23 protein-coding genes and 7 tRNA genes are annotated in these 26,034 nt (G+C 67.3%); 9 read left to right on the top strand and 21 right to left on the bottom strand.

Annotated features, from left to right (window positions below):
* Positions 1–2 precede the first annotated feature (2 nt).
* On the bottom strand, positions 3–1,073 hold the full coding sequence (gene alr, locus HWX00_RS00900) for an alanine racemase (RefSeq protein ID WP_034188864.1): 1,071 nt from the start codon (positions 1,071–1,073) through the stop codon (positions 3–5).
* Between the two features lie 218 nt (positions 1,074–1,291).
* Here alr and lplT point away from each other — a divergent pair, with 218 nt between their 5' ends.
* On the top strand, positions 1,292–2,599 hold the full coding sequence (gene lplT, locus HWX00_RS00895) for a lysophospholipid transporter LplT (RefSeq protein WP_175027157.1): 1,308 nt from the start codon (positions 1,292–1,294) through the stop codon (positions 2,597–2,599).
* A 58-nt stretch (positions 2,600–2,657) separates the two neighbouring features.
* Positions 2,658–3,467, top strand: coding sequence for a bifunctional hydroxymethylpyrimidine kinase/phosphomethylpyrimidine kinase (gene thiD, locus HWX00_RS00890; protein ID WP_175027156.1), 810 nt, complete (start codon positions 2,658–2,660; stop codon positions 3,465–3,467).
* An 18-nt stretch (positions 3,468–3,485) separates the two neighbouring features.
* Here thiD and HWX00_RS00885 read toward each other — a convergent pair whose 3' ends face one another.
* From HWX00_RS00885 to tsaB, 4 genes are read right to left on the bottom strand one after another with little or no spacing between them, the layout of a single operon-like run.
* Positions 3,486–4,448: a DUF1853 family protein gene (locus tag HWX00_RS00885; protein ID WP_175027155.1), complete on the bottom strand. Its 963-nt coding sequence runs from the start codon at positions 4,446–4,448 to the stop codon at positions 3,486–3,488.
* A complete protein-coding gene (locus HWX00_RS00880; protein ID WP_175868083.1) occupies positions 4,445–5,437 on the bottom strand; it encodes a uracil-DNA glycosylase in 993 nt (330 codons plus the stop codon). The genes HWX00_RS00885 and HWX00_RS00880 overlap by 4 nt, the downstream gene beginning before the upstream one ends.
* On the bottom strand, positions 5,424–5,924 hold the full coding sequence (gene rimI, locus HWX00_RS00875) for a ribosomal protein S18-alanine N-acetyltransferase (protein ID WP_034188869.1): 501 nt from the start codon (positions 5,922–5,924) through the stop codon (positions 5,424–5,426). Before rimI ends, HWX00_RS00880 begins: the two co-directional genes overlap by 14 nt.
* Positions 5,921–6,688: a tRNA (adenosine(37)-N6)-threonylcarbamoyltransferase complex dimerization subunit type 1 TsaB gene (tsaB, locus tag HWX00_RS00870; RefSeq protein WP_124669743.1), complete on the bottom strand. Its 768-nt coding sequence runs from the start codon at positions 6,686–6,688 to the stop codon at positions 5,921–5,923. Before tsaB ends, rimI begins: the two co-directional genes overlap by 4 nt.
* A gap of 147 nt (positions 6,689–6,835) precedes the next feature.
* Here tsaB and HWX00_RS00865 point away from each other — a divergent pair, with 147 nt between their 5' ends.
* From HWX00_RS00865 to aceA, 3 genes are all read left to right on the top strand, one after another.
* The gene (locus HWX00_RS00865; RefSeq protein ID WP_175029321.1) at positions 6,836–7,105 is read left to right on the top strand and encodes an acyl-CoA-binding protein; all 270 of its coding nucleotides are present in this window, start codon (positions 6,836–6,838) and stop codon (positions 7,103–7,105) included.
* 361 nt (positions 7,106–7,466) lie between these two features.
* Positions 7,467–9,017, top strand: coding sequence for a DEAD/DEAH box helicase (locus tag HWX00_RS00860; RefSeq protein WP_034188872.1), 1,551 nt, complete (start codon positions 7,467–7,469; stop codon positions 9,015–9,017).
* Positions 9,018–9,414: 397 nt separating this feature from the next.
* Positions 9,415–10,722 carry an isocitrate lyase gene (gene aceA, locus HWX00_RS00855; protein WP_175029320.1) on the top strand — a complete coding sequence of 436 codons (1,308 nt, stop codon included), beginning with the start codon at positions 9,415–9,417 and terminating at the stop codon, positions 10,720–10,722.
* A gap of 204 nt (positions 10,723–10,926) precedes the next feature.
* On the opposite strand, the gene HWX00_RS00850 is transcribed toward aceA, so the two are convergent.
* Both HWX00_RS00850 and HWX00_RS00845 read right to left on the bottom strand, forming a co-directional pair.
* The gene (locus tag HWX00_RS00850) at positions 10,927–11,361 is read right to left on the bottom strand and encodes a universal stress protein (RefSeq protein ID WP_034188874.1); all 435 of its coding nucleotides are present in this window, start codon (positions 11,359–11,361) and stop codon (positions 10,927–10,929) included.
* 129 nt (positions 11,362–11,490) lie between these two features.
* Complete coding sequence (locus tag HWX00_RS00845) at positions 11,491–12,426, bottom strand: LysR family transcriptional regulator (protein ID WP_034188875.1); 936 nt, start codon at positions 12,424–12,426, stop codon at positions 11,491–11,493.
* Between the two features lie 154 nt (positions 12,427–12,580).
* Between HWX00_RS00845 and HWX00_RS00840 the strand changes: the two genes are divergently transcribed.
* Both HWX00_RS00840 and aceB read left to right on the top strand, forming a co-directional pair.
* Entirely contained in the window at positions 12,581–13,342 is a 762-nt protein-coding gene (locus tag HWX00_RS00840) for a haloacid dehalogenase type II (protein ID WP_034188876.1), read from the top strand.
* Between the two features lie 67 nt (positions 13,343–13,409).
* On the top strand, positions 13,410–15,002 hold the full coding sequence (gene aceB, locus HWX00_RS00835) for a malate synthase A (protein ID WP_175029319.1): 1,593 nt from the start codon (positions 13,410–13,412) through the stop codon (positions 15,000–15,002).
* Positions 15,003–15,125: 123 nt separating this feature from the next.
* On the opposite strand, the gene HWX00_RS00830 is transcribed toward aceB, so the two are convergent.
* Positions 15,126–15,542: a gamma-glutamylcyclotransferase family protein gene (locus tag HWX00_RS00830; protein WP_124610102.1), complete on the bottom strand. Its 417-nt coding sequence runs from the start codon at positions 15,540–15,542 to the stop codon at positions 15,126–15,128.
* Positions 15,543–15,797: 255 nt separating this feature from the next.
* Between HWX00_RS00830 and HWX00_RS00825 the strand changes: the two genes are divergently transcribed.
* The gene (locus HWX00_RS00825; protein WP_034188878.1) at positions 15,798–16,676 is read left to right on the top strand and encodes an AraC family transcriptional regulator; all 879 of its coding nucleotides are present in this window, start codon (positions 15,798–15,800) and stop codon (positions 16,674–16,676) included.
* A 23-nt stretch (positions 16,677–16,699) separates the two neighbouring features.
* Here the strand turns inward: HWX00_RS00825 and HWX00_RS00820 are convergent, their stop codons facing one another.
* The 9 genes from HWX00_RS00820 to gltX all read right to left on the bottom strand — a co-directional run bounded on the left by HWX00_RS00820 (position 16,700) and on the right by gltX (position 20,071).
* Positions 16,700–17,164 carry a GNAT family N-acetyltransferase gene (locus HWX00_RS00820; RefSeq protein WP_034188879.1) on the bottom strand — a complete coding sequence of 155 codons (465 nt, stop codon included), beginning with the start codon at positions 17,162–17,164 and terminating at the stop codon, positions 16,700–16,702.
* Between the two features lie 337 nt (positions 17,165–17,501).
* A tRNA-Asp gene (locus HWX00_RS00815) sits at positions 17,502–17,578 on the bottom strand.
* A gap of 73 nt (positions 17,579–17,651) precedes the next feature.
* Positions 17,652–17,727 (bottom strand) — tRNA-Glu (locus HWX00_RS00810).
* Positions 17,728–17,792: 65 nt separating this feature from the next.
* Positions 17,793–17,869, bottom strand: a tRNA-Asp gene (locus tag HWX00_RS00805).
* A gap of 79 nt (positions 17,870–17,948) precedes the next feature.
* Positions 17,949–18,024, bottom strand: a tRNA-Glu gene (locus HWX00_RS00800).
* A gap of 63 nt (positions 18,025–18,087) precedes the next feature.
* Positions 18,088–18,164: transfer RNA gene (locus HWX00_RS00795), tRNA-Asp, on the bottom strand.
* Positions 18,165–18,245: 81 nt separating this feature from the next.
* Positions 18,246–18,321, bottom strand: a tRNA-Glu gene (locus tag HWX00_RS00790).
* A gap of 137 nt (positions 18,322–18,458) precedes the next feature.
* Positions 18,459–18,534 (bottom strand) — tRNA-Ala (locus HWX00_RS00785).
* Between the two features lie 127 nt (positions 18,535–18,661).
* Entirely contained in the window at positions 18,662–20,071 is a 1,410-nt protein-coding gene (gltX, locus tag HWX00_RS00780; RefSeq protein WP_034188880.1) for a glutamate--tRNA ligase, read from the bottom strand.
* A 279-nt stretch (positions 20,072–20,350) separates the two neighbouring features.
* On the opposite strand from gltX, the gene HWX00_RS00775 reads away from it, so the two are divergent.
* Positions 20,351–21,265, top strand: a complete 915-nt coding sequence (locus tag HWX00_RS00775; RefSeq protein ID WP_034188881.1) for a patatin-like phospholipase family protein — start codon at positions 20,351–20,353, stop codon at positions 21,263–21,265.
* Positions 21,266–21,400: 135 nt separating this feature from the next.
* Here the strand turns inward: HWX00_RS00775 and HWX00_RS00770 are convergent, their stop codons facing one another.
* From HWX00_RS00770 to HWX00_RS00755, 4 genes are all read right to left on the bottom strand, one after another.
* Entirely contained in the window at positions 21,401–22,075 is a 675-nt protein-coding gene (locus HWX00_RS00770; RefSeq protein WP_175027440.1) for a C40 family peptidase, read from the bottom strand.
* A gap of 128 nt (positions 22,076–22,203) precedes the next feature.
* A complete protein-coding gene (locus HWX00_RS00765; RefSeq protein WP_175027439.1) occupies positions 22,204–23,826 on the bottom strand; it encodes an ABC transporter ATP-binding protein in 1,623 nt (540 codons plus the stop codon).
* Positions 23,823–24,920, bottom strand: coding sequence for an ABC transporter permease (locus tag HWX00_RS00760; RefSeq protein ID WP_034188884.1), 1,098 nt, complete (start codon positions 24,918–24,920; stop codon positions 23,823–23,825). Before HWX00_RS00760 ends, HWX00_RS00765 begins: the two co-directional genes overlap by 4 nt.
* A 48-nt stretch (positions 24,921–24,968) precedes the next feature.
* On the bottom strand, positions 24,969–26,012 hold the full coding sequence (locus HWX00_RS00755) for a microcin C ABC transporter permease YejB (protein WP_034188885.1): 1,044 nt from the start codon (positions 26,010–26,012) through the stop codon (positions 24,969–24,971).
* Positions 26,013–26,034: the final 22 nt, after the last annotated feature.

Genomic DNA, 26,034 nt, shown 5'->3' with positions numbered 1-26,034 from the left:
CCTTATTCCGCTCGCACGGGCACGCGGCCGGCGACCGCGCACATCAGCTCGTAACCGATCGTCCCGCAATGGCGCGCGACGTCGTCGATCGGCAGCGCGTTGCCCCACAGCTCGACACGCGCGCCGACGCCGGCCTGCGGGCACGGGGTCAGGTCGACCGTAATCATGTCCATCGACACGCGGCCGACGATCCGCGTGCGGATGCCGTCGACGATCACCGGCGTGCCTTCGGGCGCGACGCGCGGATAGCCGTCCGCGTAACCGCACGCGACGACGCCGATCCGCATCTGCGCCTGCGCGGAGAAGGTCGAGCCATAACCGATCGCCTGGCCCTTCGCGATCGTCTGCACGGCGATCAGCTCGGACGCGAGCGTCATCGCGGGCTTCAGCCCGGTGTCGGCGATATCGGACGACAGCCCGGACGGCGACGCGCCGTACAACACGATCCCCGGCCGCACCCAGTCGAAGTGCGTATCCGGATGCCACAGCACGGCCGCCGAATTCGCGAGGCTGCGCGCGCCGGCGATGCTCTCCGCGCCGCGCTCGAAGGTCGCGAGCTGCTCGGCGACGCCGCGCTCGTTGTCCGCATCCGAAAAATGGGTCATCAACGTGATCTGGCCGATGCCGGGACACGCCCGGGCACGCTCCCACGCCGCACGATATTTTTCCGGCACGTAGCCGAGCCGGTTCATCCCGCTGTTCATCTTGAGCTGCACGTTGACGGGCTTCGACAGCCGCGCCGTTTCCAGCATCCGCATCTGCTCGTCGTTGTGGACGGTCGTGGTCAGGCTGTAGCGGTCGATCACGTCGATGTCGGTCGACCGGAAGAAGCCTTCGAGCAGCAGGATCGGGCCGGCCCAGCCGAGCTCGCGCAGCTTCACGGCTTCGTCGAGGTCGAGCAGCCCGAAGCCGTCGGTGCCGCGCAGGCCCGGAAACACGCGGGCCAGACCGTGCCCGTACGCGTTGGCCTTGACGACCGCCCAGACCTTGGACGGGCCGGCAAATCGACGGACGACGGAGAGATTGTTCGCGAGAGCGGCGGTGTGGATGGTGGCGGAGATCGGGCGCGGCATGGGAAATTTACGTAAAGACGCTTGCGAATCATCAGCTTACCGCGCCTTTTGAGCACCGAAGCCGACAATTTGCGGAACGATCGGGGAATCTTGCTAGTCCGAATTGGCGTATTTTCATGTTATAAAGCCGTGCGCACAACCCATTTCGAACGGAATAAGCCGATCGCATACCAGGCGGCCTACGCGGCCCTGCCGCAGCGACGAAAGCATCGCATCAGATGAAAAAAGGTTTTTACACCATCATGGCCGCGCAGTTTTTCTCGTCGCTGGCCGACAATGCGCTCCTCATCGCCGCCATCGCCCTGCTGAAAGACCTCCACGCCCCCAACTGGATGACACCGCTGCTGAAGCTGTTCTTCGTGTTGTCGTACGTGGTGCTGGCGGCGTATGTCGGTGCGTTCGCGGATTCGCGCCCGAAGGGCCGCGTGATGTTCATCACGAATTCGATCAAGGTGATCGGCTGCCTGATCATGCTGCTCGGCGCCCATCCGCTGATCGCGTACGGGATCGTCGGCTTCGGCGCGGCCGCCTACTCGCCCGCCAAATACGGGATTCTCACCGAGCTGCTGCCGGCCGACCGGCTGGTCGCCGCGAACGGCTGGATCGAAGGCACGACCGTCAGCTCGATCATCCTCGGCACCGTGCTCGGCGGCGCGCTGATCAGCCCGCACATCGCCTCGCACGTGATCGCGCACACGCCCGCCTGGATCGGCACGCCCGCCGAAGCGGCGATGGCGATCATCATGGCGACCTACGTGGTCGCCGCGCTGTTCAACCTGCGCATTCCCGACACGGGCGCCCGCTACCCGAAGCAGGAACGCGGCCCGGTCAAGCTCCTCACGGATTTCGCCGACTGCTTCATGGTGCTGTGGCGCGACAAGCTCGGGCAGATCTCGCTGGCCGTCACGACGCTGTTCTGGGGCGCGGGCGCGACGCTGCAGTTCATCGTGCTGAAGTGGGCCGAGGTATCGCTCGGCATGTCGCTGTCGGAAGGCGCGATCCTGCAGGCCGTGGTCGCGGTCGGCGTCGCGGCCGGCGCGATCGCCGCCGCCGCCCGGATCCCGCTGAAGAAGTCGCTGACCGTGCTGCCCGTCGGCATCATCATGGGCATCGCGGTGATGCTGATGGCGTTCTACACGCGCGACCTGTTCCCGGCGCACTGGGCCGTGCACGTCGGCCACCTGCGCATGCCCGTCTACCTGATCATCGCGTATCTCTTCCTGATCGGCGTCGGCGCGCTGTCGGGCTACTTCGTCGTGCCGATGAACGCGCTGCTGCAGCATCGCGGCCACGTGCTGCTGTCGGCCGGCCACTCGATCGCGGTGCAGAACTTCAACGAGAACCTGTCGGTGCTCGTGATGCTGTGCCTGTACGCGGTACTCGTGTGGCTCGACGTGCCGGTCGGCGTCGTGATCGTGCTGTTCGGCACGTTCGTCTGCCTGACGATGTGGCTCGTGATGCGCCGCCACCAGGCGAACCAGCGTCAGTTCGACTCGGTCGCGCTGATCGGCGAATCGCGGCACTGACGCTACACTTCCCGTTTCCGTCCGCCGGCGCCGGTCTTCGAACCGGCGCGCTGCCCTCATGACGCAACCGATACCCAACCTCCTGACGATCGCCGGCTCCGATTCGGGCGGCGGCGCAGGCATCCAGGCCGACCTGAAGACCTTTTCCGCGCTCGGCGCGTACGGCGCGAGCGTGATCACCGCGCTGACCGCGCAGAACACGCGCGGCGTGACGGGGGTACACGCGCCGGACGCCGCATTCGTCACCGCGCAGCTCGACGCGGTGTTCGACGACATCCGCATCGATGCGGTCAAGATCGGCATGCTCGCGAACGCGGCGATCGTCCACGCGGTCGCCGACGCGCTGCGGCGTTACGCGCCGCGCTTCGTCGTGCTCGACACGGTGATGATCTCGAAGAGTTCGCACGCGCTGCTCGCGCCCGATGCAGTCGATGCGCTGCGCGACGCGCTGCTGCCGCTCGCGACGGTCGTCACGCCGAACCTGCCCGAAGCGGCCGCGCTGCTGGGCGATGCGCCCGCCACCACCGAGGACGACATGGTCCGGCAAGGCCACGCGTTGCTGCAAACGGGCGCGCGCGCGGTGCTGATGAAAGGCGGTCACCTGCCCGACGCGTCCGCGAGCCCCGACTGGCTCGTCGAGGCGGCGCGCGCCGTGCGGCTCGACGGCGCGCGCGTGCCGGTCAGCAACACGCACGGCACCGGCTGCACGCTGTCGTCGGCGATCGCCGCACTGCTGCCGCAGCAGCCCGACCTCGAAAGCGCGGTGCGTGAAGCCAAGGCCTACCTGACCGGCGCGATCGCCGCGAGCGGGCACCTCGACGTCGGCCGCGGCGTCGGCCCCGTCCATCACTTTCATCGCTGGTGGTAAGCGCCCGCTGACGCGGCGTCAGTGATCCTGCGCGGCGAACGCCCGCGCACGCGCCGGCCAGTCGTCGGGCACGACGAAGCCGCGCGCCGTTTCGCGCCACGTGCCGTCGCTGCCCTTTTCATGGATGCCGATCAATGAGGGCGCCTCGCGCGTCAGCACGGGCGGCAGTTCCAGGGCCGCCGCCAGCGGTTCGGGTTCGAAGCCGGCATCGGCGGCAACCCGCCGCGGCGCGAGCCACGCCAGCCGCGGCAATACACTCCACGCGAGACCGGCACGCTGCGCGGCCGCCCACGCCCGCCACTGCGCGTGCGTCAGCCAGAATCCACGCGGATGATCCGGCGCGATTTCCGCTGAAACCGGCGGCAACGGCGCGCCGTGCGGATAGAACAGCCAGCCCTTGATGAACATCTGGGCGTCGGACGGCGCGCCATAGCCGAGCCACGCGAACCCGTCGTGTTCGCCGAGCCGCAACTGGTGATCGAGCAACCGGCCGCGCTTGCGGTCGAACCGGTCGACGAGATTGGGGCCGACGAAATCGGCGAGCGTCGCGCCATCGTGCACCGGTGCGCACAGATAGCACTTCACCGCGAGTTCCCAATGCAGGCGCTGCCCGTCCGGCGCGTCGACGAGGAAATCGACTTCGCCGAGCGTCCTGCCGTTGCTGCGCAGCGGGAGATTGGCCGCGACCAGCCGCAGCGACGGGCCGTGCGTGAGGAAGTATTCGAGCAGACATTCCGCGTAACGGCCGAGCCGGGTCGGCCGGAACCCATCGAGCGCGCGATGCAGCGGCTCGGGCTGCGCATCGAGCGCGGCGAGCCACGCTTCGACGGCCGCTCGCCCGGCAGCATCCGGCCACGGCCGCGCAAGCGGCGCGCCCGGCACCGCGGTCAGCAGGCTCGGGCTGGCCAGCAGCCAGCCGAGATCGCGAACCGCGGTATCGCGCAGCGTATCGACGAATGCGTACGCCGCGCCGGTCGTCATTGCCCGGCCGGCCCGCTCGCGTCGGCGCCTTCCGTACGCTGGAACGTGTCGCGCGCAAGGCACAGGTCGGCCCACGCCTTCGACTTGTCCTGCAGGCTGCGCAACAGGTACGCCGGGTGATAGGTGACGATCACCGGCACGCCTTCGTAGGCATGCACGCGGCCGCGCAGCGACGCGATGCTCGCGTCCGTCTTCAGCAGCGTCTGCGCGGCGAAACGGCCGAGCGCGACGATCAGCTTCGGCTTCACGAGCGCGACCTGGCGCTGCAGATAAGGCTCGCAGCTGGCGACCTCGTCCGGCTCCGGGTTGCGGTTGCCGGGCGGGCGGCACTTGATCACGTTCGCGATGTACACGTTGTCGCCACGCTTGAGGGACAGCGACTGCAGCATGTTGTCGAGCAGCTTGCCGGCCTGGCCCACGAACGGCTCGCCCTGCTTGTCCTCGTTTTCGCCCGGCGCTTCACCGATCAGCATCCAGTCGGCTTCGCGGTCGCCGACGCCGAACACCGTGTTGGTCCGCTTCTCGCACAGCCGGCACAGCGTGCAGTCGGCCACGCGCGCGGCCAGCGCCTCCCAGTCGAGCGCGGCGACCGGCGGGCCGGCGGGGGGCGCTTCGGCCACCGGCGCGGGATTGCCCGGCGGCGCCGCGTCGAACCACGCGAAATCGTCGGCGCCGGCGGGCGGCACGTCGTCCATCGGCGGGATCGTGTCGGCCGAGGCAACCGGCGCGGGCGCGCGATCGCCCGCGGCAACACGGCGCGCCGGTGCAGCATCGTCTGCGCTTACCGCTGCAGGCGACGCATCGTCTTGTACCGGCGGGCGCGCCGTGCGTCCCGGCCGCTCGGCCGCGGCGGCGGACACCCCGTCGTCCGCCCCGGCTTGCGCAAGAACGGGCGCTTCGGCCGCCGCACCGTTATCCGCGCGCTGCCCGCGTCGCACCCAGATCTGCGCGAGGCCCAGTTCCTCGAGCGCCGCTTCAGCCCATGCCATGCGCGTTCCCCTCGTCCTTGTTCAGCGTCAGACGCATCACGATCGCGTCCTCCCGGCTGCGATGCTTCGCCGGATAGTAGTTCTTGCGGCGGCCGATCGTCACGAAGCCGAACCGTTCATACAGATGAATCGCACGCGGATTGGACGGCCGCACCTCGAGCAGCACCCCGTCGAGCCGCTCCGCGCGCGCAATGCGCACGGCCTCGCGCAGCAGCGCAAGGCCCGCGCCCGCGTGCTGCGCGGCCGGCGCGACGCACAGGTTCAGCAGGTGCATCTCGTCGATCACGGGCATCAGCACGCAATAGCCGACGAGCGTCCCCGTCACGTGCCGCAGGCACACGCCCAGGTAGCCGTTGCGCAACGAATCCTCGAAGTTGCCGCGGCTCCACGGGAATTCGTACGCGACGTGCTCGATCGCGACGACCTCGTCGAGATCGGCGTCCGTCATCGGCGTGAGATAGCGGTCGCTCAGCAAAACCCCTGTCATCCCTTCGCTCCGCCCGTCTGCGCGGCCCGTGCCGCGACGCGCTCGGCGGTCGTCTGCGCGACCTTGTCACGTACGTATTCCGGCGCGGCCTGATCGGCCGGCACCACCCGCCCGGCGCGGAAGGCGCGCAGCGCGGCATGCGCGACGGCCAGCGCATGCGGCATCGCGTCGCCGTCGATCACGGCCGCACGCGCCGCGGCCGGCAACTGCGCGCCGAACGCGGCGGCCGCGTTGCCCGCGAGCGTGAACGGCGCGTCGGGCACACCGACGGCACCCGGCGCATCGAGCGAAGCCGGATGCAGCGTGCGCCAGTCGCCGGCGGCGGCGTCCCATTCGAAATCGGCCCAGTAGGCCTCATCCATCCGCGCATCCAGCGCGGCCAGCACGCGGGTCGTGCCGGGTGCGCGCAGCCGCGCGTGCTCGGCGCACGCGAGCAGCGTGCCGATCGGCACGACCGGCAGCCCGCCGCCGAACGCGAGGCCTTGCGTGATGCCGGTCGCGGTGCGCAGGCCCGTGAACGAGCCGGGGCCCGCGCCGAACGCGATCGCGTCGCAATCGGCGAGCGTCAGCCCCGATTCGGCGAAGAGTTCCTGGATCGCCGGCAGCACGCGCGTGCTCGACACGGCGCCCGTCGGTTCGTGGCGGACCCAGGTTTGCGGGGAGGAAACGGCGTCATCGGCATGGGCCGAGCGCAGCAGCGCGACCGAGCAGTATTCGGTCGACGTATCGATGGCGAGGAGCACTGTTTGCGTCATGGCCGACATTGTAATGCGGCGCCCCGCTCCCACGGGCGATCGGGACCGATCCGTGCGCATACGCGGCAGCGGCGGCGGTTTGGAAGGATCGCTCGACCCCGCGCGGCGGTCCGCTTGTTAAGATCGCCCGATCTGAAACCCTTACGGAGACACCCGATGAGCGAACTCGCCGCCCAATTCGACCAGGCCCAGATCGACGTCAAGCAACTGACCGAACGCCCGGGCAGCCTGACCCTGCTGCGCCTCTACGCGCTGTTCAAGCAGGCCACCGACGGCGATGCGCATGGCGACAAGCCGGGCTTCACCGACATCGTCGGCAAATACAAGTACGACGCGTGGGACGCGCTGAAGGGCACGTCGCCGGATGCGGCAAAGCAGCAGTACGTCGAACTCGTCGAATCGCTGAAAAACGGCACGGCTTCCTGAGCGGATCGCCCGCCGCCGCAATAGGCAATCAAATCAGTGGCGCAGCGCAGCAAATATCTTTATAATGCTGGCTGCGTCACCTCCCGCGCTCGGCTCGCAAGCCGTTCCGGCCAGACGCCTCGTAGCGTTAAGCTCCAATCCGGTTTAGAACCTGTCCCCTCCTGCTTCGACCTTCGCGGTCGTCACTTATCAGGCTGGCGGCCCCGCTCCTGAAGCGCGCCGCACCCAAAACAGCTTCTAATGCCTCATCCGCCGACGGTTCGGCGGATTGCACCCGTTTCCCGATTTGCTCGCTGAATCCGACGACTTGGGTATGCGCGATTGGCGCCGACGTTTCACCCACTGTGTTTCAAGGATTGTTATGACTTCGAGCATCAACTCCAGCCCGCTCAACGCGATCGCCGACCAGGCGCTCGGTCTCGACGACGCCGCCGCACCGGCCGCGGTCGAACCGGCGTCGGACGAGCCGAGCTTCGCGTCGCTCGGGTTGTCGCCGGAGATCGTCTCCGCGCTGCAGGCCGCCGGCTACGTGAAGCCGACGCCGGTCCAGCAGCGCGCGATTCCGGCCGGCATCGCCGGCCGCGACCTGCTGGTGTCGAGCCCGACCGGTTCGGGCAAGACCGCCGCATTCATGCTGCCCGCGATCGAACGTTTCGCGCAGCTCCAGAAGACGTTGGCGCAGCAACCGCGCGCGCCGCGTGAACCGAACCAGGGCGACCGCCGTGCGCGCCGCCCGCAACCCGTCGCGCGCCCGGGCCTGCTCGTGCTGACGCCGACCCGGGAACTCGCGATGCAGGTCACCACGGCCGCATCGACGTACGGCAAGCACCTGAAGCGCCTGCGCACGGTCAGCATCCTCGGCGGCGTCGCCTACGGCCAGCAGCTGATGCTGCTCGCGAAGAACCCGGAAATCCTGGTCGCCACGCCGGGCCGTCTGCTCGATCACCTCGAGCGCGGCCGTATCGACCTGTCCGAACTGAAGATGCTCGTGCTCGACGAAGCCGACCGCATGCTCGACATGGGCTTCATCGAAGACATCGAAACGATCGTCGACGCCACGCCCGCGTCGCGCCAGACGATGCTGTTCTCGGCCACGCTCGACGGCAAGATCGGTTCGCTGACGAGTCGCCTGCTGAAGGATCCGGAACGCATCGAGATCCAGCAGCGCCTCGAGTCGCGCGCCAACATCGCGCAGACCGTGCACTACGTCGACGACCGCGATCACAAGGATCGCCTGCTCGATCACCTGCTGCGCGACGACGCACTCGACCAGGCCATCATCTTCACGGCAACCAAGATCGACGCCGACCAGCTCGCCGGCCGTCTTGCCGATGCAGGCTTCGAATCGGCCGCGCTGCACGGCGACCTGCCGCAGGGCGCGCGCAACCGCACGATCCGTGCGCTGCGCGAGCGCCGCGTGCGCGTGCTGGTGGCCACCGACGTCGCGGCACGCGGCATCGACATCCCGGGCATCACGCACGTGTTCAACTACGACCTGCCGAAGTTCGCGGAAGATTACGTTCACCGTATCGGCCGTACCGGCCGCGCAGGCCGTTCGGGCACGGCAGTGAGCCTCGTGCACCACGCCGAGCAAGGCGCGCTCAAGCGCATCGAGCGCTTCGTGCGCTCGCCGCTGCCGGTCAACGTGATCGAAGGGTTCGAGCCGCGCAAGGCGCCCCCGCGCAACGGCGGCACCGGCGGCCGCGGCCGTCCGGGCGGCGGTAACGGCGGCGGTCGTCGCTTCGGCGGCAAGCCGGGCGGCGGTTACGCCGGCAACGGCAGCGGCGGCCGCAGCTACGGCGGCGGCAATGGCGGCGGCTGGAGCGGCAAGCCGGGTGGCAGCCGTGACGGCGGCCCGCGTCGCGACGGCCAGCGCAGCGGCGGCCCGCGCCGCAGCAACTCCGCGTCGTAAGCACGCACGGGCGGCGCCTCGCCGCCGCCCCACGGATGGGCCCCACCCGTCCAGCCGACCGGCGCACCTGCGCCGGTTTTTTTTCGCCTCGCTCGACATTTCACGATGCGAAAAATTTTTTTGCGTCGTAAAAAATCATGTTGCACGGCACAACCGGTGCGATTGCGGGATGGGAAAAAGCATTTCTTATCTCGAAATGATAAATATAAATCTTTGATTTAAAACGGTTAAAAATTTACCCGATCCCGTGCAAAGCCCCCTGTTTCGCGCCTGCCGATTTGCCTAGACTCTTATACAAGACTTCACGAAACGGAATGGCACGCGCCCCGCTTCGCGAACCGCATCACGACCGTCAGATTCGGCGCATTCGGCAATACACCGCATCAAGGAGCTCATCATGTCGCGTCAGCAACAGGCACTGGAACTGCAGAAGCAATGGGAAACCGATCCGCGCTGGAAGGGCATCAAGCGCGGCTACTCGGCGGAAGACGTCGTCCGCCTGCGCGGCTCGGTCCCGATCGAGCACACGCTGGCCAAGCGCGGCGCGGAAAAGCTGTGGAGCCTCATCAACAACGAACCGTTCGTCAACGCGCTCGGCGCGCTGACCGGCAACCAGGCGATGCAGCAGGTGAAGGCCGGCCTGAAGGCCATCTACCTGTCCGGCTGGCAAGTGGCCGGCGATGCGAACGTCGCGGGAGAAATGTACCCGGACCAGTCGCTGTACCCGGCGAACTCGGTGCCGCTCGTCGTGAAGCGCATCAACAACACGCTGACGCGCGCCGACCAGATCCAGTGGTCGGAAGGCAAGAACCCGGGCGACGAAGGTTATGTCGACTTCTTCGCACCGATCGTCGCCGACGCGGAAGCCGGTTTCGGCGGCGTGCTGAACGCGTTCGAGCTGATGAAGGCGATGATCGAGGCCGGCGCATCGGGCGTCCACTTCGAGGACCAGCTCGCGTCGGTGAAGAAGTGCGGCCACATGGGCGGCAAGGTGCTGGTGCCGACGCGCGAAGCCGTCGCGAAGCTGTCGGCCGCGCGTCTCGCGGCCGACGTGACGGGCACGCCGACCGTGCTGGTCGCGCGTACCGACGCGGAAGCGGCCGACCTGATCACGTCCGACGTCGACGACAACGACAAGCCGTTCCTGACCGGCGAGCGCACGGTGGAGGGCTTCTTCCGCACCAAGCCGGGCCTCGGGCAGGCGATCTCGCGCGGCCTCGCGTACGCGCCGTACGCCGACCTGATCTGGTGCGAAACCGGCAAGCCGGATCTCGAGTACGCGAAGAAGTTCGCGGAAGCGATCCACAAGCAGTTCCCGGGCAAGCTGCTGTCGTACAACTGCTCGCCGTCGTTCAACTGGAAGAAGAACCTCGACGACGCGACGATCGCGAAGTTCCAGAAGGAACTCGGTGCGATGGGCTACAAGTTCCAGTTCATCACGCTGGCCGGCTTCCACGCGCTGAACTACTCGATGTTCAACCTCGCGCACGGCTATGCCCGCACGCAGATGAGCGCGTTCGTCGAATTGCAGCAGGCCGAGTTCGCGGCCGCCGACAAGGGCTTCACGGCCATCAAGCATCAACGCGAAGTCGGCACCGGCTACTTCGACGCGGTGACGCAGACGGTCGAGCGCGAAGCGTCGACGACCGCGCTGCACGGCTCGACCGAGGACGAACAGTTCTTCGACGGCAAGAAGGTCGCGTAACACGCGCAAGCGCCGCACCGGGGCGCGCCTCGTCACGGCGCGGCGCCGGCCACCAGACAACAATCAGGGAGGAGACGGCAGGCGCGCGATGCGAATCGCGCGACCGGCCGCGCGGCCTGCGGGCCGCCTGCAACGATGCGCGCCGGCTTCGTCCGGCGCGCCCTTTTTTGCGACGCTGCCCGCCCGGCCGAGGGCGGCACCGCCCTACCGATAAACGATCACCGGAATTTTCGTATGGGTCAGCACGCGCTGCGTCTCGCTGCCGATCAGCAGGCTGCCGAGCCCGCGGCGTCCGTGGGACGCCATGAAGATCACGTCGCAACCGCCGCGTTCGGCCGCCTCGATGATGCCGAGATACGGCGACGGATGCACGCTCGTCCACGTGTCGCAGACGACACCGGCCGCCCGCGCGGCCGCTTCGACCTCGCCGAGATGCGCGCGTGCCTCGCGCTCGCTGCGCGCGCGGAAATCGGCGGGCGGTTCGATGATCACTTCGGAAAACGGCGAGTACGGGTACTGCGGCAGGCACGCGTAGGCCGTCACGCGCGCGCCGACCGCGCGCGCCAGGTCGATCGCGCCGTCGATCGCCTTCTGCGACAGTTCGGAACCGTCGGTTGGAACGAGGATGTGCCGGAACATCGCGCCCTCCTTCGTCAATCGCACGCCGCGCGCCGCGAGCCCAGCGGGACCGGCCGCGACGCATCGGAGATGCCTCCTACGATTGTAGTGCGCGAAATCGCTCGACCGGCACCGGCAGCGGGTTCGCCCTCATATCGGAAACGCGCGGGCGCGCGCCGCCTGCTCGCCCCAATAACCGGGCTGCTCGTAGGTGTGCTTCAGGTAATCGAGAAACAGGCGCACGCGCAGCGGCAGATGACGGCGCTGCGGAAACACCGCGTGGATGCCGATCGGCGGCGCGGCAAACGCGTCGAGCACGCTGACGAGCCGGCCGGCCGCGATGTCGTCGCCGACCTCCCACCACGAACGCCATGCCAGGCCGTAACCTTCGAGGCACCACTCGTGCAGCACCGCGCCGTCCGAGCATTCCATCGTGCCGTTCACGCGGATCGACACGACCTTGTTGCCCTCCTGGAACGTCCAGCCGCGCTGCTGGTTCGCGTTCGCCGCGAGCGCGAGGCAGTTGTGCCGTGCCAGCTCCGCGAGCGTGACCGGCGTGCCGCGCCGCGCCAGATAGGCGGGAGACGCGACGCAGACGCGGCGGTTCTCGCCGAGCTTCAGCGACACGAGCGACGAATCGGGCAGCTCGCCGAGCCGCACCGCGCAATCGAACCCCTCGTTGACGAGGTCGACCATCCGGTCGGACAGGTCGAGCGTGACCGATACGTCCGGATGCCCGACGCTGAATTCGGGCACGAGCGGCGCGACGTGCCGCCGGCCGAAGCCGGCCGGCGCGGAAATCCGCAGGTGGCCGCTCGCCTTGACGCCGCCGGCCGACACGCTCGCCTCCGCGTTCTGCATGTCGTTGATGATCCGCTGGCAATCCTCGAGGAACGCCGAGCCCTCAAACGTCAGCGTGAGCTTGCGCGTGGTGCGCACCAGCAGCTTCACGCCGAGCCGTTCCTCGAGCGCGTCGAGGCGGCGGCCGATGATCGCCGGCGCGACCCCTTCCGCGTGCGCGGCCGCCGACAGGCTGCCCTTCGCCGCGACCGCGGCGAACGTTTCGATCTGCTTGAACCGGTCCATGAGTCGCAAGGACGGCACCGCCGTCCGTCAAATAGCTTGAGCCGCTCAAGATTAGGTATATGAAAGTAAAAGATCAAGTGATGAATAGCGTCTTTTTTAGACCATACGATCACGAATAGAATCGATCCGACCTCTGAAACTGGAGCGCAAGGCTATGTCGGCCACAACGACACTCTCCTCTCCCGACGCCATCCTCTTCGACGCATTCGGCACGTTGTTCGACGTGCGCGCGGTCCTGGCCGCGGCGGAGCAGATGTTTCCCGGACACGGGGAACGGTTGTCGCAGCTGTGGCGACGCAAGCAAATCGAATACTCGCAACTGCGCACGCTCGCCGATCCGGGCGGTGCGCGCTATCGCCCGTTCCGGGACATCACGCTCGACGCGCTGCGCTTCGCCGCGCGCCGGCTCGGCCTGGCGCTGAACAGCGCGGCCGAGAAGCGGCTGATGGACGAATACGCGTGCCTGTCCACCTATCCCGACACCGTGCCCGCGCTGCGCAAGCTGCGCGCGCTCGAACCGCGCCCGCCGCTCGGGATCCTGTCGAACGGCACCCCGCAGATGCTCGACATCGCGATCAAGAGCGCCGGCATGTCCGGACTGTTCGATCGCGTGCTGTCGGCCGACACCGCGCGTGCGTACAAGCCGAGTCCGGCCGCCTACGCGCTCGGCACCGCCGCGTTCGGGTCGAACCCGCGCGGCATCGTGTTCGTGTCGTCGAACGCGTGGGACGTCGCCGGTGCCGTCTGGTTCGGCTACACGACGTTCTGGCTCAACCGTACGGGCGCGCCCGCCGAGGAACTCGGCGCGCCGCCCGACGGCACGGGCACCGGCATGGCCGATCTGCTCGCCTTCCTCGCCGCCCCGGCTCCGTCCGGCAGGCCCGCAAACCGCACGCGCCCCGGCCCGGGCGCATGACGTTCGCGGCGCTGCCGCCTTCCCCCTTCACCGAAACCGCAACTGACCGACCAAGGAGATGAGACTCATGAGCACCCCGATCACGCTGCCGCAAGGCATGACGATCACCGGCGAAATCAAGCCGGGTTACGAAGCGATCCTGACGCCCGCGGCACTGGAACTCGTCGCCGCGCTGCACCGTGCGTTCGAACCGCGTCGCCAGACGCTGCTGCAGGCGCGCGTCGAGCGCACCAAACGCCTCGACGCGGGCGAGCGCCCCGACTTCCTGGCCGAAACGAAGTCGATCCGCGAAGGCGACTGGAAGGTCGCGCCGCTGCCGGCCGACCTGCAATGCCGCCGTGTCGAGATCACGGGGCCCGTCGAGCGCAAGATGATCATCAACGCGCCGAACTCGGGCGCCGATTCGTACATGACGGACTTCGAGGACTCGAATGCGCCGAGCTGGACCAACCAGATCGACGGCCAGATCAACCTGAAGGACGCGGTGCGCCGCACGATCTCGCTCGAGCAGAACGGCAAGTCGTACCGGCTGAACGACAAGGTCGCGACGCTGATCGTGCGTCCGCGCGGCTGGCACCTCGACGAGAAGCACGTGACGGTCGACGGCCAGCGCGTGTCCGGCGGCATCTTCGATTTCGCGCTGTTCCTGTTCCACAACGCGAAGGAACTGATCGCGCGCGGCTCGGGCCCGTACTTCTACCTGCCGAAGATGGAAAGCCATCTCGAGGCGCGCCTGTGGAACGACATCTTCGTCGCCGCGCAGGAAGCGGTCGGCGTGCCGCGCGGCACGATCCGCGCGACGGTGCTGATCGAGACGATCCTTGCCGCGTTCGAGATGGACGAGATCCTGTATGAACTGCGCGAACACAGCTCGGGGCTGAACGCCGGCCGCTGGGACTACATCTTCTCGGCGATCAAGAAATTCAAGAACGACCGTGACTTCTGCCTCGCGGACCGTTCGAAGATCACGATGACGGTGCCGTTCATGCGCGCGTACGCGCTGCTGCTGCTGAAGACCTGCCACAAGCGCAACGCGCCGGCGATCGGCGGGATGAGCGCGCTGATCCCGATCAAGAACGATCCGGAAGCGAACGACAAGGCGATGGGCGGCGTGCGCTCGGACAAGCAGCGCGACGCGACCGACGGCTACGACGGCGGCTGGGTGGCGCATCCCGGCCTCGTGCCGATCGCGATGGAAGAGTTCGTCAAGGTGCTCGGCGACCGGCCGAACCAGATCGCGAAGCAGCGCGACGACGTGCAGGTCGAAGGCAGCAACCTGCTCGACTTCCAGCCGGAAGCGCCGATCACCGAGGCCGGCTTGCGCAACAACATCAACGTCGGCATCCACTACCTCGGTGCATGGCTCGACGGCAACGGCTGCGTGCCGATCCACAACCTGATGGAAGACGCGGCCACGGCCGAGATCTCCCGCTCGCAGGTGTGGCAGTGGATCCGCTCGCCGAAGGGCGTGCTCGACGACGGCCGCAAGGTCACGGCCGAGCTCGTGCGCGCATTCGCGAAGATCGAGCTCGACAACGTCAAGCGCTCGGTCGGCAGCAACACGCAGCCGTACGAGCGCGCCGCGGCCATCTTCGAACAGATGTCGACGTCGGAAGGCTTCACCGAATTCCTGACGCTGCCGCTGTACGAGGAAATCTGACGTCGCGACACGCAGCGACCGGCGGCCGGCCACGCGTCGCCGCCCGTCCCATGCGATGACCGCAAAAAAGCGCCCCGCGGGGCGCTTTTTCATTTGACGCGAATCCGGCTGCCGCCGGAACGCTCACGCGGTTTCCTGCTCGCGTCGGTGCTGGACCCAGTCACCCGATTCGATACGCGGACGCCCGGCGACCGCATGCGCGGCGATCGGATAATACAGGCATGCATACTGCCGGCCGCCCAGCGCGACGGTCACTTCTTCCGGCTTGAACAGCGAGTCGACGCCCGGATAGACGCGCTCGATCTCGTCGAGCACGGGGACGAGTCGCTCGTCGACCTCGTAGACATCGCCCCAGACCAGCGACTTGCCGGACACCGGCCCGGCGATCATTCCCGGATACGTGCCGAAATCGTACAGCTCGCCCGGCAGCGCGGCCGCGCCCAGCAGCGTCGGCGCCGCGATTCCGTGCCGTGCGGCCGCATGGCCGATGTCGTTGGCTTGTCCGGCACGCAAGGTGCCGTAGACGAATACGTAACGCATCGTGGTTCTCCTCTTCGATTCGTGATTGCCGTGTTCGCGCGCTTCACATGAAAATGCGCCTGCCACGATAGACCGCGATACCGGCCGGATGGTTCGAAGCCGCCGGCGCTCGCAGCGGCGGCCCGCTGCCCGGGAAGCGCCGGCGCCCACACAACGTTCATTTGAACACGGCATGATCTCCCGGGAAACCGCCGCATGCGCACGCGCTGCGCCTTCTAAAATAACGGCATCGCCGCCGCGCTGCCCGAACCGCCCATGAATCCGCCCGTCCAAGCCGACGCATCGAACCCGTACGACGTCATCGACATTCCGCCCGAATTCGCGCCGACCGCCGTCCATCCGATGCGCGTGCGCGCGCGGCAGGTCGACGCCGGCCGCCGCATCCCGCTGCATACGCACGCGTGGGCGCAGCTCGCGTATGCGTCGCGCGGCGTGCTGCGCGTCGCGACGACCGGCACGACGTGGATGGTGCCGCCGTCCCGCGCGATCTGGGTGCCGCCGCACGTGACGCACGAGGTCGTGATCGTCGAGGAGGCCTATCTGCGGACGCTGTATATCGACGAGTCGATCGTGCCGGACGGGCTCGACGCGTGCCGCGTCGTCGAGGTGACGGGGCTGCTGCGCGAGCTGATCGTCGCGCTCGACGCACGCGACCTGAGCGCCGCGCGCGAGCGGCTGCTGTGCGGCCTCGTGCTCGACGAGCTGAGCCACGCCGAACCGCTGCCGCTCGCGGTGCCGATGCCCGACGAGAAGCGTCTGCGCATGCTGTGCGAATCGGTGCTCGCGCACCCGGCGCATGCGGAGTCGCTCGAACACTGGGCGAGCGAGGTCGGCGCGAGCACACGCACGATTTCGCGGCTCTTCAAGCAGGAGCTGGGCGTGAGCTTTTCGCAGTGGCGCCAGCAGGCGCTGCTGGCGCGGGCGATCCCGCTGCTGAACCAGGGGCGCCCGCTGTCGCATATCGCGCGCGAACTCGGCTACCAGAGCCAGAGCGCGTTCTCGGCGATGTTCCGCCGTGCCTTCGGTCAAAGCCCGCGCGCGTTCATGCTGCGCGGCTACGAGCATCGCGGCGCGGAAGGCAGCCTCGCGGAAGACGAAACACCCGACGACAACGCGATCGACGCGGCTCGCTGACCGCGCGCCGCATCGCCGGACCTTCAGACCGGCCGCACCATGTGGCGGATCGAGCCCAGCTGCGAGAGCCGCGGCCCGGCGACCCGGTAGCCCATGCGCAGGTAAAGGCGCGCGGCGGGATTGTCGACGAACACGCGCAGCTGCAGTTCGTGCAGCCCGCGCGCACGCGCCCAGCGATGCGACATGTCGAGCATGTAGGTGCCGGCCCCCTGCCCGCGATGGCCGGCCGCGATCTGCACGTCGCGGATGTGCAGCGAATCGCCTTCCTCGGTCACGCGCAGCACGCCGATGCGCTCGCCGTCGGCCTCGAGGATGAAGTTCTCGGATTCACGCCAGCTCGCGTAGAACAGGTCGCTGCGCCACACGAGTCCATGGCGCTTGTAATAGCCGCCCATGTTGCCGTGCGTCAGCGCTTCGGCGAACGGGAAATCGCCGGGTTCCGCGGGCCGGAGCTGATACAGGAGTCGCAGGTCGGTCGGGTCGAGCATCACGCAGGGGTCAAGAACGCATCCCGCCACGATAGCGCAGTCGCGCGCGGATGCAATCGCGAATTTCTCGTAGCGGTGGGCGGGTGCGCGACCGGCGATATGCGCGACGACGATGCAAATGAAAAAGCCCGCACGAGGCGGGCTTCTTCATTTTTTGGCGGAGCGGACGGGACTCGCCTACATCCTGCAGGCCGCGGATGCGCGTGCACGCGCATCCCTTCGAGTCCCGCCGGAAGCCGCGCAGGCGGCTTCCTCCGCTCCGCAGTCACGCGCCCGCCAGCGGGCGCGACGACGATGCAAATGAAAAAGCCCGCACGAGGCGGGCTTCTTCATTTTTTGGCGGAGCGGACGGGACTCGAACCCGCGACCCCCGGCGTGACAGGCCGGTATTCTAACCGACTGAACTACCGCTCCAGTCTTGCTGCTTGCCTGGCAGGCGTCGGTTACTTCCTGCCGGCGCATCGTTTGTTCGAACGACGCCGAAATCTGGCGTCCCCTAGGGGATTCGAACCCCTGTACTCACCGTGAAAGGGTGATGTCCTAGGCCTCTAGACGAAGGGGACAACGTACTGCTTACATCCTTAACGAGAAAGCCCGTTCAAAAACGTTCTTTGAACGGGCTTCGTTCTGGCGGAGCGGACGGGGCTCGAACCCGCGACCCCCGGCGTGACAGGCCGGTATTCTAACCAACTGAACTACCGCTCCAGCTTTCTGCACCACCGCCTGCAGGATCTCGTCACGTTCCTGCACGCGTTGCGACACTTCGATGAAACGCCGCTGAATCTGGCGTCCCCTAGGGGATTCGAACCCCTGTACTCACCGTGAAAGGGTGATGTCCTAGGCCTCTAGACGAAGGGGACAACGTACTGCTTACATCCTTAATACAAAAGCCCGCTCAAAAACGTCTTGAACGGGCTTCGTTCTGGCGGAGCGGACGGGACTCGAACCCGCGACCCCCGGCGTGACAGGCCGGTATTCTAACCGACTGAACTACCGCTCCAGCTTTCTTACCCAACCCGCAGGACGTCGGTTACGTTCCTGCAAGCCTCGCGACACTTCTACGACGAAACGCCGCTGAATCTGGCGTCCCCTAGGGGATTCGAACCCCTGTACTCACCGTGAAAGGGTGATGTCCTAGGCCTCTAGACGAAGGGGACATGATCTTTTCAGATCCGTCTGACTTTCGCTATTCACTTCTGGTCAACAGCGAAGGCCGAAATTCTAACTGCTTTGAATCATTTTGTGAAGCATTTATTACCACCACTGCTTCGCAAATCAACTCAGCTTGTTCTGTTGGTGGAGGTAAGCGGGATCGAACCGCTGACCTCTTGCATGCCATGCAAGCGCTCTCCCAGCTGAGCTATACCCCCTTGCAGAACAGAAATGAGATTATATGGACCTACTTTGAACTTGTAAATACCCTTTTTGCGATTCGCGCGAAATATTTTGCGAAGCTGCCGCGCACCCGCACGCGGACAGCTTCGTCGACGCACGACCTCAGGCGAGCGCGGCCTCGATGCGCGACACCACGACGTCGCGACCGAACAGCACGAGTACCGCATCGATCGACGGCGTATGCGTCGTGCCCGCCACCAGCAGACGCACCGGCATCGCGAGCTGCGGCATCTTCAGCTTGTGCGTGGCAAGCGTCGCCTTCAGCGCGGCCGACACCGCTTCCTTCGTCCAGTCGGCCGCCTTCAGCGCGGCGGCGAGATCGGCCAGCGCCGGGCGCACCGCATCGGTCACGTGCTGAGCAAGTGCGTCGGCTTCCGGTGCCGGCACCCGGTAGAACATCGTCGCGCCTTCGGCGATCTCCTTGACCGTCGTCGCGCGATCCTTCATCAGGCCGACCACCGCGTCGAGCGCCGGACCCGTCGCGATCGCCGCGTCGTCGATGCCGAGCGCGTCGAGGAACGGCTTCGCGAGTTCGGCAAGGCGCGCGTTGTCGGCTTCCTTGATGTAATGCGCGTTCAGCCAGCTCAGCTTGCTGTGGTCGTACTGCGCGGGCGACTTGCCGAGATGCTCGAGATCGAACCATTCGACGAACTGCTCGCGCGAGAAGATCTCGGCGTCGCCGTGCGACCAGCCGAGGCGTGCGAGATAGTTGACGACCGCCTCCGGCAGGAAGCCCGCGTCGCGGTACGCCATCACGCTCATCGCGCCGTGCCGCTTGCTCATCTTCTCGCCCTGCTCGTTCAGCACGGTCGGCAGGTGCGCGTAGACGGGCGGCTCGCCGCCGAGCGCATTCAGGATGTTGATCTGGCGCGGCGTGTTGTTCACGTGGTCGTCGCCACGGATCACGTGCGTGATGCCCATGTCCATGTCGTCCACCACCACGCAGAAGTTGTAGATCGGCGTGCCGTCCGGGCGCGCGATCACGAGGTCGTCGAGTTCCTCGTTCGAGATCTCGACACGCCCCTTCACCGCGTCGTCCCACACGACCGTGCCCGTCAGCGGATTGCGGAAGCGCAGCACGGGCTTCACGCCGGCCGGCGGCTCCGGCAGCACCTTGCCGGGCTCCGGACGCCACGTGCCGTCATAACGCGGCTTCAGGCCGGCTTCGCGCTGGCGTTCGCGCAGCGCGTCGAGTTCCTCGGCCGACATGTAGCACGGGTAGGCGAGGCCCTTCTCGAGCATCTGCGCGAGCACTTCGCGATAGCGGTCCATCCGCTGCATCTGGTAGATCGGGCCTTCGTCGAAATCCAGGCCGAGCCATTGCATCCCCTCGAGGATCGCATCGACCGCTTCCTGCGACGAACGCTCGACGTCGGTATCCTCGATGCGCAGCACGAACGTGCCCTTCATCTTGCGGGCGAATGCCCACGGATACAGTGCGGAGCGGATGTTGCCGAGGTGAATGAAGCCGGTGGGACTCGGCGCGAAGCGGGTACGGACAGGACGGGTCATAAACGGTAACTCGAACGCCTGGGGCGCATGAATGATTCGACGCGGGACGGCGGCGGCAGCCCGGACAGCAACGGAGCCGGCGACGCCCGGAACGGGAAAGAAGCCGGAATTATACTCGCGCCGGACATCGCGCCAAGCGCGCCGCTTGCTTTATGATGTGCGCGCCGCGGCCGCCAGCCGGCGCGGCGCCGGCCGCCCGGAACCTGCCGCGCGGCCGCTCGGAACCTATCGCCGCCGCGGGCCGTGTAACCCGCCGCCAAGCCGCCGGAGAACCATTCGATGTCGTCCCCTCGCCTGTCGCGCCGCCACTTCACGATCGCCTGCGCGTCCGCCAGCCTCGCCGCCTGCACGTCATTCGGCGACAAGTCCCGCCCCAACCCGGCCCAGTCGCAGGAGAAGCCCGTGAAGATCGGCATCGCGCTCGGCGGCGGTGCCGCGCGCGGCTTCTCGCACATCGGTGTGCTGAAGGCGCTCGAGGCGCGCGGCATCCCGGTCGAGATCGTCGCCGGCACGAGCGCGGGATCGGTGGTTGGCGCGCTGTATGCGTCCGGCATGAGCGCGCTGCAGATCAACAAGATCGCGCTCGACATGGACCAGGCGGCCATCAGCGACTGGGCGCTGCCGTTCCGCTCGCGCGGCCTGCTGCAAGGCGTCGCGCTGCAGAACTTCCTGAACAAGACGCTCAACAACCGGCCGATCGAGAAGATGGCGAAGCCGCTCGGCGTCGTCGCGACGGATCTGCAGAGCGGCCAGCCGATCCTGTTTCAGCAGGGCAACACGGGCCTCGCGGTGCGCGCGTCGTGCAGCGTGCCGTCGGTGTTCGAACCGGTGAAGATCGGCAATCGCGAATATGTCGACGGCGGCCTCGTGAGCCCGGTGCCCGCGTCGTACGCGCGCAAGATGGGCGCGAGCTTCGTGATCGCGGTCGACATCTCGGCGCGGCCGGACGGCGCGGCAACCAACAACCCGATCGAGATGCTGCTGCAGACCTTCACGATCATGGGCCAGACGATCAAGACCTACGAGCTCGACAAGTACGCGGACGTCGTGATCCGCCCGAACCTCGCGGCGATGGGCGGCAGCGACTTCAACCAGCGCAACGCGGCGATCCTCGCGGGCGAGGAAGCGGTCGCGCGGATCATGCCGGAACTGCAACGCAAGCTCGCGGCCGCGCGCGGCGTGGCTGCCGCGTAAGCCCGGCTGTCGCCGCAACGGGCGGCCCGGGCCGCCGCCCCGCGACCCGCCTCGCCACCAACGCCGGCCCCAAAAACAAAAAACCCTGCCGCCTTTCGGTGACAGGGTTTTTCCGGTCCGACCGACCGGCGAACGTCAGTTGTTGCCGTTCGCCGAATCGTCGCCGATCGTCGCGCGCACGCGCCGCAGGTCTTCCGGCTTCATCGCCGGGAATTCCGATTCGATGCGGCGCGCGCCGGTGAACCGCTTTTCCCAGTAGCCGCTGTCGAGATCGTCGACGCGAACGGTGCTGCCCGTCGACGGCGAGTGCACGAACTTGTTGTCGCCGATGTAGATGCCGACGTGCGAGAACGTACGGCGCATCGTGTTGAAGAACACCAGATCGCCCGGCTTCAGGTTGCTCATGCTCACCTTCTCGCCGACGCGGCTCATCTCTTCCGCGCGACGCGGCAGCGACATGCCGAGCGTGTCCTGGAACACGTAGCGGACGAAGCCGCTGCAGTCGAGGCCCGAATCCGGCGAGTTGCCGCCCCAGCGATAACGCACGCCGATCATGTTCAGCGCGCCGACGACCACGTCGCCCGCCTTGCCGGCCATGCCGGCGAGGAACGACTTCGCGCCGCCGCTCGACGGCTGCGCGCTGGCCTGCTGGAGGGAGGAACCCGACCCGATCTGAGTCGAATTGGTGACATTCTGGTTAAAACTGCTGACTTCGTCGGCGAACGCGCCGGGAGCTGCTGCGAACAGGGCGCCGATGAATAGCCCGGCGATGGTGCGCGCGCATGCCTGGGTCAGGGATCGATGCTGCATTGGTCGATGGAATGTGCTTAAAAATCAGCTGATTGGCGGAAAATTTCGGTCGATACTAGCCAGCGCGTAATCGTTTGTCAAAACAAATTAATAAATACAATCGAGATGATCAGACCATTGGACGCCTATCACGCTTTCCAGACCGCTTTCAACAGCTTTTGTGTGTAAGGATGTGACGGTCTCTCGAAGATGTCGGACACGTCCCCCGACTCGACGACGGCGCCGCCCTGCATCACCGCGACGCGGTGCGCCATCGCGCCGATCACTTCCAGGTCGTGGCTGATGAACACATAGCCGAGGTTGTATTTCTGTTGCAAATTCGCGAGCAGCTTCAGCACCTGCCGCTGGATCGACACGTCGAGCGCCGACGTCGGCTCGTCGAGGATCAGGATCCGCGGCTCCAGCACCAGCGCCCGCGCGATCGCGATCCGCTGGCGCTGGCCGCCCGAGAATTCGTGCGGATAACGCTGCAGCACCGTGCGGTCGAGGCCCACCTCGCGCAGCACCGCGAGCGACTTCGCGCGGCGCGCGTCGGGCGTCATGTCCGGGCGATGCAGTTCGAGCCCCTCGCCGACGATCCGCTCGATCGTGTGACGCGGCGAAAGCGAACTGAACGGATCCTGAAAGACCACCTGCATGTTCGAGCGCAGCGCGGTCTGCTCGCGGCCGCGATAGCTCGACAGCGCGCGCCCCTGGAATTCGATCTCGCCGCCGGCCGTCTTCTGCAGCCCGAGCAGCGCCATCGCGAGCGTCGACTTCCCCGACCCGGATTCCCCGACGATGCCGAGCGTCTCGCCCTGCCGCACCGACACCGACACGTCGGCGACGGCCGTCACCGGCACCGTGCCGAACCAGCCCGCGAAGCCCGGCCGCTTGCGCGCGAACTGCACGCTCACGTGCCGCGCGTCGAGCACGACGGGCGCGATCGGCATCACCGGCATGACCGTGCGCTGCGGCCGGCTGTTCAGCAGCCGCTGCGTATACGGATGCTCGGGTTGCGCGAAGATCCGCTCGACCGGCCCGCTCTCGACGAGCCGGCCATGCTCCATCACCGCGACGCGCTCGGCGAAATGCCGCACCAGATTCAGGTCGTGCGTGATCAGCAGGATCGCCATCCCGCGCTTTTCCGCTTCCTCGCGCTGCAGCTCCAGCAACAGGTCGACGATCTGCGCGCGGATCGTCACGTCGAGCGCGGTGGTCGGCTCGTCGGCGAGCAGCAGCCGCGGCCGGCACGCGAGCGCCATCGCGATCATCGCGCGCTGCCGCTGGCCGCCCGACAACTGGTGCGGATAGCTGTCGACGCGCCGGTCCGGCTCCGCGATGCCCGTGCGCGCGAGCAGCGCGATCGCGCGCTTGCGCGCCTCGACGGCCGAGACGCCGTCGTGCAGCACGATCGTCTCGCCGATCTGCACGCCGATCGTATACAGCGGGTTGAGCGCCGTCATCGGCTCCTGGAAGATCATCGCGATGTCCGAGCCGCGCAGCCCGCGCATCTCGCGCTCGCTCCTGGTCGAAAGGTCCTGCCCCGCGAAGCGGATCGCGCCGCTGACCTCCGCGTCGCGCAGCAACCGCAGGATCGACAGCGCGGTCACGCTCTTGCCGGAACCCGACTCGCCGACGAGCGCGACGCGCTCGCCGCGGCCGATCGCCAGCGTCACGTCGTCCACCGCGACCGTGTCGCCGAAGCGCACGCGCAGATGCTCGAGCGACAGCAGCGGCTCGTGCTGCGTCGATACGGTCGGCTCGCTCATCGCTGCCCTCCCGCCGCGCGCACCGAATCGGCGATCCGCGTGTCGAGCGCATTGCGCAGCGCATCGCCCATGAAGGTCAGCAGCAGCAGCGTCGCGACCAGCACGCCGAACGTCGACAGCGAGATCCACCACGCGTCGAGGTTGCCCTTGCCCTGCGCGAGCAATTCGCCGAGGCTCGGCGTCGGCGGCGGCACGCCCAGCCCGAGGAAATCGAGGCTCGTGAGCGCGAGGATCGAGCCGCTCATCCGGAACGGCAGGAACGTGATCACCGGCGTGAGGCTGTTCGGCAGCACGTGGCGCCAGATGATCTGCCAGTTCGTGAGCCCCATCGCGCGGGCCGCGCGCACGTAGTCCTGCGTGCGGTTGCGCAGGAACTCCGCGCGCACGTAGTCGGCGAGCCCGATCCAGCCGAACAGCGACAGCAGCACGATCAGCAGCAGGAAGCTCGGCTCGAAGATCGACGCGAAGATGATCAGCAGGTACAGCTCGGGCAGCGAGCTCCAGATCTCGATCAGCCGCTGCCCGACGATGTCGATGCGCCCGCCGAAGAAGCCCTGCACGGCGCCCGCGGCGATCCCGAGCAGCGTGCCGATCACGGTCAGGATCAGCCCGAACTCGACCGAGATGCGAAACCCGTAGACGAGCCGCGCGAGCAGGTCGCGCCCCTGCGCGTCGGTGCCGAGCCAGTTCTCGCGCGACGGCGGCGCCGGGTTCGGCACGTTCGAGAAGTAGTTCAGCGTGTCGTAGTAATAGCGATTCGGCGGATAGACGACGAAGTTGCCGGGCGCCTCGAGCCGCTTGCGCACGTACGGATCGAGGTAGTCGGCCGGCGTCGGGAAATCGCCGCCGAAGGTCGTTTCCGGATACGCATGGAACATCGGGAAATAGGTCTGGCCGTCGTAGCGCACGACGAGCGGCTTGTCGTTCGACCACAGAGGCGCCGCGAGGCTCGCGGCGAACGCGACGACGAAGATCACGAAGCTCCAGTAGCCGAGACGCTGCTGCCTGAAGCGCTGCCACACGCGGCGCGCGGGCGACGGCGACACGCGCGCGCGCGCGGCGTCGATGCGGGATGACGCGACGGCCCGGTTCATCGCGCCCCTCGCCCGATCACGCCGGGCATGCGAATGGATCGTTTCATGTCAGCGTTCCAGGTTGTCGAATTGAATGCGCGGATCGACCCACACATAGCAGAGATCGGAGAGCAGCTTGGTCGCGAGCCCGATCAGCGTGAACAGGTACAGCGTGCCGAGCACGACCGGATAGTCGCGCCGCACGACCGACTCGTACGACAGCAGCCCGAGGCCGTCGAGCGAGAACAGCGTCTCGATCAGCAGGCTGCCGGTGAAGAACGCGCCGATGAACGCAGCCGGGAAGCCGACGATCAGCGGCAGCATCGCGTTGCGGAACACGTGCTTCCACAGCACGCTGCGCTCGGAGAGCCCCTTCGCGCGCGCGGTCAGCACGTATTGCCGGCGGATCTGGTCGAGGAACGCGTTCTTCGTGAGCATCGTGACGACCGCGAAGCTGCCGACGACCGACGCCGTGATCGGCAGCGCGATGTGCCACAGGTAGTCGAGCACCTTGCCGACGAGCGACAGCTGCGCGAAATTGTCCGACGTGAGGCCGCGCAGCGGAAAGAGCTGCCAGAACGAGCCGCCGCCGAACAGCACGAGCAGCAGCACGCCGAGCACGAAACCCGGGATCGCATAACCGACGAGCACGACGAGGCTGGTCGCGACGTCGAACGGCGAACCGTTGCGCACGGCCTTCGCGATGCCGAGCGGCACCGAGATCAGGTACGTGAGGAAGAAGGTCCACAGCCCGATGCTGATCGACACGGGCAGCTTCTGCACGACCAGCGACCACACGCTCTGGTGGCGAAAGTAACTGTCGCCGAGATCGAAGCGCGCGAAGCGCTTGAGCATCAGCCAGTAGCGTTCGAGCGGCGGCTTGTCGAACCCGTACAGCGCCTTGAGCTGCGCGAGCTGCTGCGCGTCGACGCCGGTGTGCGCGCGCATGCCGAACGGCACCGCGCCCTGCTCCGTCGCGCCCTTGCGCAATTCCTGCACGGCCTGCTCGACGGGGCCGCCCGGCACGAACTGGATCACCGCGAACGTCAGCGTCAGCACGCCGACGAGCGTCGGGATCATCAGCAGCAGGCGTTTGAGGATGTAGCTCCACATAGGGCGTCGACTCGTGATCGGT

The organism is Burkholderia seminalis DSM 23518 (genome assembly GCF_902832885.1).
Taxonomy (GTDB): domain Bacteria; phylum Pseudomonadota; class Gammaproteobacteria; order Burkholderiales; family Burkholderiaceae; genus Burkholderia; species Burkholderia seminalis.
This window is presented reverse-complemented; position numbering and strand designations above follow the sequence as displayed.